The sequence below is a fragment of the Ramlibacter sp. genome, assembly GCF_035706265.1.
GTDB lineage: Bacteria > Pseudomonadota > Gammaproteobacteria > Burkholderiales > Burkholderiaceae_C > Ramlibacter.
The window spans coordinates 1-10,645 of sequence record NZ_DASSVG010000307.1 but is presented as its reverse complement, the minus strand read 5'-3'; the positions used below and the strand labels follow the sequence as shown (position 1 = coordinate 10,645).

At 69.4% G+C, this 10,645-nt stretch carries 12 protein-coding genes and 1 pseudogene; 5 read left to right on the top strand and 8 right to left on the bottom strand.

Annotated elements, in window-relative coordinates:
• Positions 1-563, top strand: a pseudogene (locus VFM98_RS11235) (DUF349 domain-containing protein); the annotation flags it as partial.
• Between the two features lie 166 nt (positions 564-729).
• On the opposite strand, the gene VFM98_RS11230 reads toward VFM98_RS11235, so the two are convergent.
• The 5 genes from VFM98_RS11230 to VFM98_RS11210 all read right to left on the bottom strand — a co-directional run bounded on the left by VFM98_RS11230 (position 730) and on the right by VFM98_RS11210 (position 4,115).
• Positions 730-1,494 carry a M90 family metallopeptidase gene (locus VFM98_RS11230; RefSeq protein WP_325110007.1) on the bottom strand — a complete coding sequence of 255 codons (765 nt, stop codon included), beginning with the start codon at positions 1,492-1,494 and terminating at the stop codon, positions 730-732.
• Position 1,495: 1 nt separating this feature from the next.
• Positions 1,496-2,212, bottom strand: a complete 717-nt coding sequence (locus VFM98_RS11225) for a UDP-2,3-diacylglucosamine diphosphatase (protein WP_325110006.1) — start codon at positions 2,210-2,212, stop codon at positions 1,496-1,498.
• A 59-nt stretch (positions 2,213-2,271) separates the two neighbouring features.
• Positions 2,272-2,775: a peptidylprolyl isomerase gene (locus VFM98_RS11220; protein ID WP_325110005.1), complete on the bottom strand. Its 504-nt coding sequence runs from the start codon at positions 2,773-2,775 to the stop codon at positions 2,272-2,274.
• A 15-nt stretch (positions 2,776-2,790) separates the two neighbouring features.
• Positions 2,791-3,369 carry a peptidylprolyl isomerase gene (locus tag VFM98_RS11215; RefSeq protein WP_325110004.1) on the bottom strand — a complete coding sequence of 193 codons (579 nt, stop codon included), beginning with the start codon at positions 3,367-3,369 and terminating at the stop codon, positions 2,791-2,793.
• Between the two features lie 185 nt (positions 3,370-3,554).
• Positions 3,555-4,115 (bottom strand): tetratricopeptide repeat protein, encoded by a 561-nt coding sequence (locus VFM98_RS11210; protein WP_325110003.1) that lies wholly within the window; start codon positions 4,113-4,115, stop codon positions 3,555-3,557.
• Between the two features lie 183 nt (positions 4,116-4,298).
• On the opposite strand from VFM98_RS11210, the gene cysS reads away from it, so the two are divergent.
• From cysS to tilS, 4 genes are all read left to right on the top strand, one after another.
• The gene (cysS, locus tag VFM98_RS11205) at positions 4,299-5,675 is read left to right on the top strand and encodes a cysteine--tRNA ligase (protein ID WP_325110002.1); all 1,377 of its coding nucleotides are present in this window, start codon (positions 4,299-4,301) and stop codon (positions 5,673-5,675) included.
• A gap of 73 nt (positions 5,676-5,748) precedes the next feature.
• A complete protein-coding gene (locus VFM98_RS11200) occupies positions 5,749-6,312 on the top strand; it encodes a DNA-3-methyladenine glycosylase 2 family protein (RefSeq protein WP_325110001.1) in 564 nt (187 codons plus the stop codon).
• Positions 6,313-6,353: 41 nt separating this feature from the next.
• The gene (locus tag VFM98_RS11195; protein WP_325110000.1) at positions 6,354-7,331 is read left to right on the top strand and encodes an acetyl-CoA carboxylase carboxyltransferase subunit alpha; all 978 of its coding nucleotides are present in this window, start codon (positions 6,354-6,356) and stop codon (positions 7,329-7,331) included.
• On the top strand, positions 7,294-8,274 hold the full coding sequence (gene tilS, locus VFM98_RS11190) for a tRNA lysidine(34) synthetase TilS (protein ID WP_414709014.1): 981 nt from the start codon (positions 7,294-7,296) through the stop codon (positions 8,272-8,274). The genes VFM98_RS11195 and tilS overlap by 38 nt, the downstream gene beginning before the upstream one ends.
• Here the strand turns inward: tilS and VFM98_RS11185 are convergent.
• From VFM98_RS11185 to VFM98_RS11175, 3 genes are all read right to left on the bottom strand, one after another.
• Positions 8,259-8,585, bottom strand: a complete 327-nt coding sequence (locus VFM98_RS11185) for a S8 family serine peptidase (protein WP_325109998.1) — start codon at positions 8,583-8,585, stop codon at positions 8,259-8,261. The two genes, tilS and VFM98_RS11185, sit on opposite strands and share 16 nt — an antisense overlap.
• Positions 8,586-8,685: 100 nt before the next feature.
• Positions 8,686-9,615 carry a hypothetical protein gene (locus VFM98_RS11180; RefSeq protein ID WP_325109997.1) on the bottom strand — a complete coding sequence of 310 codons (930 nt, stop codon included), beginning with the start codon at positions 9,613-9,615 and terminating at the stop codon, positions 8,686-8,688.
• A 243-nt stretch (positions 9,616-9,858) separates the two neighbouring features.
• Positions 9,859-10,645, bottom strand: a 787-nt coding sequence (locus VFM98_RS11175) for an Ig-like domain-containing protein (RefSeq protein ID WP_325109996.1), incomplete at its 5' end; no start/stop codon positions are given.

The following is a 10,645-nucleotide window of genomic DNA, read 5'->3' as shown; positions in this document are numbered from 1 at the left end:
CGGGCGGGCGCGACGACCGCCGCCCGGGCCCGGGCGGCCCCGGTGGGCGGGACGACCGGCGTGGTCCGCCGCGGGGCGACCGCTTCGAGCGCGAGGACCGCGGACCGCGCCTGGGCGATACCGCCTTCCGCGCCCAGCGCGACGCACTGGAGCACGCCCAGGCGGCACTGCGCAAGCTGGCCGCACAGGCCCACGGCGAGGCGCTGACGCAGCTCATGACGGCCTGGGAGCAGCGCTCGGGCGAGCAGGTGCCGAGCGTGCAGGAGCTGGGCAAGGCGGTGAACCCGCAGGTGCGCCAGGGCTGGGCCCAGGCGCTGGGCAAGCCGGCTGCCGGCGATGCCTCCGAACCGCTGCTGCGCCTGGAGATCGCCGCCGACGTGCCGACCCCCGGCGAGCAGATCACCGCACGGCGCGCGCTGCAGCTTCAGCTGCTGACCAAGCGGCACGAGGCCGGCCCGCAGGAAACCTGGGGCACCGATGTGGCGAAGGTGCTGGCGACGGCGTACGAGGCCGGCGCCGCGCGGCGGCTGCAGAATGCGCTGAAGGCGCTGCTGCGGCGGTGAGGGTCAGCGTCGAAGCGGCGCGCCCGTAGGCTGGTGCTGAGCGCTTCCGAGGCAACCCCTCGGAAGCCCGAAGCCCAGCGCTTTTACGGCGCTCGCGCATCGCTGGGCTTCGGGCTTTCGCCGCTCAGCACCAGCCTACGATGCGCCGCGCTCGCGCGGCGCAACATCACGACGCCGCCTTCCGTAGATAGAACGAGTCGAACAGCGCGGCAAGCTCCGGGAACTCCCGCTCGAACCGCTCGCGGTTGACGAAATACGCCTCGCAGGCCACGGCGAAGAACTCGTCGACCGCGGTGGCGCCGTACGCATCGAGCCACGGCGGCTCGCCGCCGAAGCGCTCGGCCACGATCACCTGTTCGCGGAAACGCTGGTACTCGCGCTGCAGCGTCTCCAGCCAGCGCTGGCGCGCCGCGCGCGAGGGCAGGGGCGGGCAGCCGTCGGCGGCGCCGTCGCGCAGGTCGATCTTGTGCACGAACTCGTGGATCACGACGTTGAAGCCGATCTCCGCCGACGCACCCGCGTGCGCCACGTCGTGCCAGTTCAGCATCACCGGCCCGCCTTGCATCGCCTCGCCGGCCAGCACCTCGTCCCAGTCGTGCACCACGCCGCTCTCGTCCACCTCCGTGCGCTTGGCCAGCACCTCGTCGGGATGGACCACGATGCCGACGAAATCGTCGTACCAGGCCAGCCCCAGGTGCAGCACCGGCAGCACGGCCTGGGCCGCGATCGCCAGCGCGATCTCGTCGGTGATCGCGAGCCCGCCGGCGCCATGGAACTCCTTGCGGGCGAGGAATTCGGCCGCCAGCACGCGCAGCCGCGCAACCTCCGCCGGCGAACGCGCGGCGAGGAAGGGATAACGTGCGAGCGTCGCATCCCAGAGCGCGCCGGGGATTTCCGGCGCGCTGCGGCGCCGCCTCAGCCAGCCCAGCATCTCAGGCGAGCCCGATGCGCTGCACCGTCCCCTCGCGCGCGATGCGCAGCGCCTCCAGCCGCGGCGGCACGGCCTCGGCATCCCAGTCGGTGAGCACGATGCGGCGATGGCGCGCATCGAGCGCGTGCTCCGCCGGCTTGTGCGTGTGGCCGTGCACCAGCACCTCGGCATCGGCCGCCTGCAGCCACTGCACTGCGGTGGCCGTGTCGACATCCGAATAGATGCGGTCGGTCTGCTTGAGGGCCTCGCTCTCCTCCCGCAGCCCGCGCGCGACGGCCTGCCGGACGGAGAGCGGCTGCGCGAGGAAGCCCTGCTGCCATTCCGCCCCGCGCACCTGGGCGCGGAAGGCCTGGTACTCGGTGTCGCCGATGCACAAGGCGTCGCCGTGCGAGAGCAGCCAGCGCCGCTCGCCGAAGCACAACACGGCGGGATCGGACAGCAGCGTCATGCCGGTGGCCTGCGCGAGCCGCTCGCCGACCAGGAAGTCGCGGTTGCCCACCATGAAGAAGACGGGCACCCGCTGCGCGGTGGCGCGCAGCACCTCGGCGCACTCGGCCTCGAAGCCGCCGGCCGCGATCACGTCGTCGCCGACCCAGGCCTCGAACAGGTCGCCGAGCAGGAAGAGGGCGTCGGCGGGGCTGTCCGCCATGTAGCGCCGCCACGCCTCGAAGGTGGCCGGATGCGCAGGCTGCAGGTGCAGGTCGGAGATGCACTCCACGCTGCGCCACTGCGGCGCGGCGAACAGCTCCTGCGCCTGCGGGGCCGGGGCCGGGGCGCTCAGACCGCGACCGCCTTCTCGATCACCACGTCCTGCAGCGGCACGTCGTCGTGGAAGCCCTTGCGGCCGGTGCCCACGCCCTTGAGCTTGTCGACCACGTCCTGCCCGCCCACGACCTTGCCGAACACCGCATAGCCCCAGCCCTGCGGCGTGGGCGACTTGTGGTTCAGGAAGTCGTTGTCGGCGACGTTGATGAAGAACTGCGCCGACGCCGAGTGCGGGTCGTTCGTGCGCGCCATGGCGACGGTGTACTTGTCGTTCTTCAGGCCGTTGTCGGCCTCGTTGGTGATGCCGGCATCGGTGGGCTTCTGCTTCATGCCCGGCTCGAAGCCGCCGCCCTGGATCATGAAGCCGTCGATCACGCGGTGGAAGATGGTGCCGTCGTAGTGGCCCTTCTTCACGTAGTTGAGGAAGTTGGCGACCGTCTTGGGCGCCTTCTGCTCGTCGAGCTCCAGCGTGACGACGCCCTGGCCCTGGATGTGCAGTTCGACTTTCGGATTCATGGGAGAGGGCCTTTCTTACTTGACGATTTCGGCGGAGTTGATCACCACGGGCGTCAGCGGCACGTCCGAGTGCATGCCCTTGCGGCCGGTCGGCACGCCCTTGATGGAATTGACGACGTCCATGCCGCTCACGACCTTGCCGAACACGGTGTAGCCGGGGTTGCCGGGCTTCGGATCGAGGAAGGCGTTGTTGGCGACGTTGATGTAGAACTGCGCGGTGGCGGAGTTCGGATCGTTCGTGCGCGCCATGGCGACGGTGCCCACCTGGTTCTTCAGGCCCTTCTCGAACGCCTGCACGCCCTCGTGCGGCACGGGCGGGCGGGTCTTCTTCTCCGCCATGTCCTTGTCCATGCCGCCGCCCTGGATCATGAAGTTGTTGATCACGCGGTGGAAGATCGTGCCGTCGTAGTGGTGGTCGCGCACGTACTGCAGGAAGTTCTCCACCGTCTTCGGCGCCTTGTCCGGATAGACCTCGATGACGATGTCGCCGGCCGTGGTGTTGAACTTGACCCGGGGCGCGTCGGCCGCCCAGGCGGTGCCGGCAGCGCAGGCGAGAACGAGGACAGCCGCGGCGCGGCGCGTGAACGAGGACATCAACCAAGCACTCCTTCGAAGAAGATCTTCCACTGCGGACCCTGCCGCACCCAGTAGGGCCTTCGGCTCACGCCCGAGCGGGCGCGCTCGGGCACCTCGCCGAAGGTTACCACCATGGTGTCGATCCGCCAGCAATCCCGGCCCGAAGTCGCTCGAGGACTTCCGTGGCGTGGGCGCGCTGCCGATCAACTACCTCCATCCGCGTTGGTGCGCGGCGAGGTGGACTCGGCGCCTGCGCCGCGGCTCGCGCCGGGCGAGAACAGCTGGCGGATCAGCGCCAGCTTGGGTTGCACTGCTGTATTGCGTGCATCCAGTTGCAACGCGCGGCTGTAGGCCTGGCTGGCCAGCTTCGCGTACACGTCGCCCAGGTTCTCGTGCGCGGTGGCGTAGCCGGGATTGTTGCGGATCGCCATCTCCAGCGCCGCGCGCGCCTTGTCGAACTGCGCCTGGCCGGCATACAGCACGGCGAGGTTGTTGTAGGGCTCCGCCAGCTCCGGGTAGTCCTCGGTGAGCTTCTGGAAGACGGCGATGGCTTCGTCGGTGCGGCCGGCCTCGGTGAGCACCACGCCCTTGAGGAAGCGCATCTGCGGATCCTTGGGCTTGGCGGCGAGGTATTGGTCGGCCTTCGCGAGCGCCTCGGTGGGCTTGCCCGAGCGCAGCAGCTGGTTCACGTCGCCATACTCGTCGGCGCGTGCCGGGTGCGCCGCGAGCAGGGCCGCGGCGAGCACCGCCAGGCCGAGTGACATGCGGAATTCCGCGCGCGCAAACTTCATGAGAACCCTTGTTCCAACGCCATGACAGCCCTCGGACGGGGCTATATACTGCGTGCCGATTGTAGCCGTGGGGCCGCGCCGCGGCTCGATGGCATCGGTCCAGAACAACAACCTTCCGCCCGCGGCCCTGGCGCCGGCGGCGCCCCCGAGATTCCAATGAGCCTGCGTATCTACAACACGCTCACGCGTGCGCTGGAGGACTTTTCGCCGCTCGAACCCGGCCACGTCCGGATGTACGTCTGCGGCATGACGGTCTACGACCTGTGCCACGTGGGCCACGCGCGCGCCAACGTGGCGTTTGACGTGGTGCAAAGGTGGTTGAAGGCGTCGGGCTATCGCGTGACCTTCGTGCGAAACATCACGGACATCGAGGACAAGATCATCCGCCGCGCGGTCGAGAATGGCGAGACCGTGCGCTCGCTCACCGACCGCATGATCGCCGAGATGTACCGCGACTTCGACGCCCTGGGCATCGAACGCCCCACCCACGATCCGCGCGCCACCGACTACGTGCCGCAGATGCTGGACATCGTGCGCAAGCTCGAGGACAAGGGGCTCGCCTACCGCGCCGAGGGCGGCGACGTGAACTACGCGGTGCGCCGCTTCCCCGGCTACGGCAAGCTGTCCGGCAAGTCGCTCGACGAACTGCATGCCGGCGAGCGCGTCGCGGTGCTCGAAGGCAAGGAGGACCCGCTCGACTTCGTGCTGTGGAAGTCCGCCAAGCCGGAGGAGCCGGCCGACGCGCAATGGGAGAGCCCCTACGGGCGCGGGCGCCCCGGCTGGCACATCGAGTGCTCCGCCATGTCGTGCGCGCTGCTTGGCAACACCTTCGACATCCACGGCGGCGGGGCGGACCTGCAGTTCCCCCACCACGAGAACGAGATCGCGCAGAGCGAGGGCGCCAACGGCGTGCCGCTGGCGAAGCTGTGGATGCACAACGGCTTCGTGAACATCGACAACCAGAAGATGTCGAAGTCGCTCGGCAACTTCTTCACCATCCGCGAGGTGCTGGAGCAGTTCGACGCCGAGACGATCCGCTTCTTCATCCTGCGCGCGCACTACCGCAGCCCGCTCAATTACAGCGACGTGCACCTGGAAGACGCGCGCGGGGCCTTGAAGCGCCTCTACACCGCGCTCGATTCGGTCGCGCCGGCGCCCGTGCAGATCGACTGGAACGAGCCCTTCGCCGCGCGCTTCAAGGCCGCGATGGACAACGACTTCGGCACGCCCGAGGCGGTGGCGGTGCTGTTCGAGCTGGCCGCGGAGGTGAACCGCACGCGCTCGCCCGAGCGCGCCGGGCTGCTGAAGGCGCTGGGCGCCACGCTGGGCATCCTGCAGGGCGACCCCAAGGCCTTCCTGCGCGCCGGTGCGGCGCTCGACGAGGCGACCATCCAGCAGCAGATCGACGCCCGCGCGGCGGCCAAGAAGGCGAAGGATTTCGCCGCGGCCGACCGCATCCGCCAGGAACTGCTCGATCAGGGCATCGTGCTGAAGGATTCGCCCACCGGCACCACGTGGGAGGCGAAGTCTTGACCCTCGACGGCAACGGACTCGTCACCCCGGAGTCTGGGAGGAGGCGCGCAAGTACCTCAGCCGGCAGGACCGCGTGCTGAAGCGGCTCATCCCGCAGTTCGGCAACGCCTGCCTGCAGTCGCGCGGCGACGCGTTCACCACGCTGGCGCGCAGCATCGTGGGCCAGCAGATCTCGGTGAAGGCGGCGCAGAGCGTGTGGGACAGGTTCTCCGCGCTGCCGAGGCGCATGACGGCCGCCAACGTGCTGAAGCTCAAGGTGGACGACATGCGGCAGGCCGGCCTGTCGGCGCGCAAGATCGAATACCTGGTGGACCTGGCCCTGCATTTCGACTCGGGCGCGATCCGCGTCGACGCCTGGCGCGCCATGAGCGACGAGGAGATCATCGGCGAGCTGGTGGGCATCCGCGGCATCGGCCGCTGGACGGCGGAGATGTTCCTGATCTTCCACCTGATGCGGCCCAACGTGCTGCCCCTCGACGACGTGGGGCTCATCACGGGCATCAGCAGGAACTATTTCTCGGGCGACCCGGTGAGCCGCAGCGACGCCCGCGAGGTGGCCGAGGCCTGGAATCCCTATTGCTCGGTCGCGACTTGGTATATTTGGCGCTCGCTCGACCCGCTGCCCGTGGCCTATTGACCGCGGAGCACTGCAGCGGAGGGCACATAGAGGAGCAACGCTTGGCCAAACGGACCTTCCTGGATTTCGAGCAGCCGATCGCGGAGCTGGAGACCAAGATCGAGGAGCTGCGCTACGTGCAGACGGAATCGGCAGTCGACATCTCCGAAGAAATCGAACAGCTCGGGAAGAAGAGCCAGCAGCTGACGAAGGACATCTACAGCCAGCTCACGCCGTGGCAGATCACCAAGATCGCGCGCCACCCGGAGCGGCCGTACACGCTGGATTACGTCAAGGAGATCTTCACGGACTTCGTGGAGATGCACGGGGACCGCCACTTCGCCGACGACCAGTCGATCGTCGGCGGGCTGGCCCGCTTCAACGGCAACGCCTGCATGGTGATCGGCCACCAGAAGGGGCGCGACACGAAGGAGCGCGCGCTGCGCAACTTCGGCATGACGCGCCCCGAGGGCTACCGCAAGGCGCTGCGGCTGATGAAGACGGCCGAGAAGTTCAAGCTGCCGGTCTTCACCTTCGTCGACACGCCCGGCGCGTTCCCCGGCATCGATGCCGAGGAGCGCAGCCAGTCGGAGGCCATCGGCCGCAACATCTACGAGATGGCGCAGCTCGAAGTGCCGATCATCACCACCATCATCGGCGAGGGCGGCTCCGGCGGCGCGCTGGCGATCTCGGTGGCCGACCAGGTGCTGATGCTGCAGTATTCGATCTACTCGGTGATCAGCCCCGAGGGCTGCGCCTCCATCCTCTGGAAGACCTCCGAGAAGGCGCAGGAAGCGGCCGATGCCATGGGCATCACCGCGCACCGGCTGAAGGCGCTGGGCCTCGTGGACAAGATCGTCAACGAGCCGGTGGGCGGCGCCCACCGCGACCACAAGCAGATGGCGGCCTTCCTGAAGCGCGCGCTCAACGACGCGTGGCGCCAGCTGTCCGACCTGAAGGTGCGCGAGCTGCTGGAGCGGCGGTACGAGCGGCTGCAAAGCTATGGCCGCTTCTCCGACACCAAGGCCGAAGCCGCCTGATCCCCGCGCCAATCCCGCGGGGGCTGCGCTCGCGGGATTGCAGCTGCCGCTGCCCCTGGCCGTCGCCTACAGCGGCGGCGCCGATTCCACCGTGCTGCTGCTCGCCGCCGCCCGCCGCTGGCCCGGGCAGGTGCAGGCCATCCACGTGCACCACGGCCTGCAGGATGCCGCTGATGGCTTCGAGGCGCACTGCCGCGCCACCTGCGAGGCGATCGGCGTGCCGCTGCAGGTGCGGCGCGTGCATGCGCGGCACGCGAGCGGCGAGAGCCCGGAGGAAGTGGCGCGCATCGCACGCTACCAGGCGCTGGCGCGCGCGGCGCGCGATGCGGGCCTGCAATCCGTGCTGCTGGGCCAGCATGCGGACGACCAGGTGGAGACGCTGCTGCTGGCCCTGAGCCGCGGCGCCGGCCTGCCGGGGCTGGCGGCGATGCCCCCGGTGTTCCAGCGTGATGGCATGGTGTTCGTGCGGCCACTGCTGGCCCTGCGGGCGCAGGCGATCCGCGGCTGGTTGCGCGCGCAGGGCATCACCGTGGTCGAGGACCCGACCAACACCGACCTCGCGTTCACCCGCAACCGCATCCGCCACGTGCTGCTGCCGGCGCTGGAAGAGTGCTTCCCGCAGTACCGCGAGACCTTCGCGCGCTCCTCGCGCCATGCGGCGCAGGCGCAGGAACTGCTGGAGACCGTAGCGCAGGAAGACCTCCAACGCATGGGCGGCACGCCCGCGCTCACGGCGCTGCAGAGGCTGCCGCGCGCGCGCCAGGCGAACGCGCTGCGGCACTGGCTGCGCGCGGCGCATGGGGCGAGCGCCAGCGCGGCACAGCTGGAGGAACTGCTGGACCAGGTGGCCGACTGCACCACGCGCGGCCACCGCATCCGCATCAAGGTCGGCCGCGGCTTCGTGCAGCGCGAAGGCGAGCGGCTGCGCTACGTGGAGGAGTAGGACTTCGCGTCGGTCACGCGTTCGGCGCCGCGGTCGTAGAGCCGCCACGCCTCGCCGGGATCGGGCATGCGCACGGCCCAGACGCCCTCGCTGCGATTCACCCAGAGCACGGTGGCGCCGAGGCTGGCCAGCGCGTTGGCCGCTTCGCGGGCGCTGACGTCGTCGCCGAACTGCACGACCACTTCGTGCGGGACGGGCCGCGCCGACAGCGCCGCGGCAAGCAGCACAGCCGATCCCAGCAGGAGTGCGGCGGTGCGCCGCCGCGAACCCGGCTGCGCTGCGGGCCTCTTGCGTTCTCTTCGATCCATCATGCGTCCTTTCTGCCGAAAGGATGATGGCAAGGCCGCGGGCCGGCCCGCATCGGCCCGCACGGTTGCGGCGCGTAGGCGCCTGCCTGCGCGGGGTTGACGATCAGCTTTGCATGCCGGACAGGCTGGCCTGCGCGGGGCGGCTGCCCATGGTGGCGGCGCGCTGCATCCAGAGGGCGGCCTGGGCCGGATCCTGCGCCACGGTGGCGCCCTTCTGGTAGGCGATGCCGAGGAAATAGCTCATCTCCATGCGGCCGAATTGCACGCCCTGCGCGGTGCTCTTGCCGGAGCGCTTGACGATCATGGGCACGTCGCCCCGGCCATCGGCGAAGGCCTGCATTTCCGTCACGGTGCGGGCGAGGTAGCGGTCGCGCGACTGCTGGGCCTGCGCCTTGTCCGGGAGGATCGCCACCAGCTGGTCGGCCAGGATCGGCAGCACCTCGAACGGCGTCATGCCGCCGCGCGTGCGCGGCGAGTACCAGGCGCGCAGCATGGCGCGGTCCAGCGGCAGCAGGCCTTCGGTGTGGTCCGTGAAGTAGCTCAGCACGGTGGCGCCTTCGGGGTGGCCGCGCACGCCCATCACGTGCATGGACTCGTGGTAGGCGCAGCGGCGCGCATCGCCGTCGCGCAACTTCATGTCCACGGAATCGAGGCGCGTCTCGGTCTTGAAGTGCAGGCGCGTCTCGCACGGCTGGTTCTCGGACAGGGCGGTGTCCGGCGCGATCTCGATGTTCACGTCCGCAGGCTGGGCAGGCAGGTCGCTCACGTCGGTGATGCGCAGGCCGGCCTCGGCCCCGACGTCGCGCAGCGCCTGCAGCATGTGCTGCCGGTGCGCCGCGGCGTTCACGCCCGCGACGCGCACCTTGAGCTCCTGCTGCTCCCAGCGGACCAGCCGCGTCGGAATGCCGCTCTGGTGCCAGAGCACTTCCCACATCGTGTTCATGCCGGTGTCGAACGCGTCGGCGTGCGCGAAGCCAGGGGCGAAGGCGGTGGCGGCGGCAGCGAGGAGGGTGGCAACACCGGTCTTGAACATCAAGCAGATCCTTTCGTTGGAAGAGCAGCAAACGTGGGGTAGGACGCTTCCGACGCAAGATTGGTTTCATCGACGACAACAGGTCGGGGCCGCAGGCGCAGAAATTTCCCGCACCTCGCAGGCTCAGCGGGAGCTCCAACGAAAAAAAACCGGCAGATCCGCCAAGGCGGCTCTGCCGGAACCCGTGATATCAACCCCTCACGACAGCGGCGGAGCTACCGCCGCTGCCTTGCTCGCACTCGATCAGTTCTTGCGCGAGATGGTCGCTTCCGCACCGCCGCCCAGGACGGGGTTGCTGGACCAGGCACGGATCCGGGTCGGCACCACCGACCAGCCACCGGCGGTCGCCGGGTTCTGGAAGGAGGTCGAGCCGAACTTCGAATCCAGGGCCCAGGTACCGGTGGCCGTCACGCCCGTGGTGCCGATCGTGCACTCGGGGATGCGGTCGGTACCGTCGCAGGTCTGGCCGGCGTTCGGGCCGCGCGACAGCGTGCCGTTCGCGAACGTGATCGAGATCGTCTGGCTGGAGCGGATCGTGTCCGTGCCGTCCACACGCCACCGGATCTTGTCCGTCTCGATCTGGGCGCGGTTGATCGTGATCGTCTCGCCGGCGATGACCGTCACGGTGCCGACGCCGTCGTTCTCCGACTGCACGCCGGCGGCATCCACCACCTTGTAGCCGAAGGTGTAGTTGCCGATCAGCGAAGGCGCGATGGTGATGGAACCGTTCACCGGCACCGGCTGCGGGCCCAGCTCCACCGGCCAGCTGGTGATCACCGCCGTCTTCACGTCGGAGACGCCATCCGGATCGGTCGCGTTGGCGATCAGGTTCATCGACATCGTGACGTTCTGCACCGCCTGGATGGTGGTGCTACCGGCCACCGGCGCATCGTTCACCGGCGTCACCGTGATGTTCACGGTGGCCGGGTCGGAGGCCGGGCCGCCGTTGTAGGACACCGTGAACGTCACGCCGTCGACGCCGCTCGCGTTCGGATTCGGCGCGTAGCTCAGGAAGCCGTCCGAAGACACG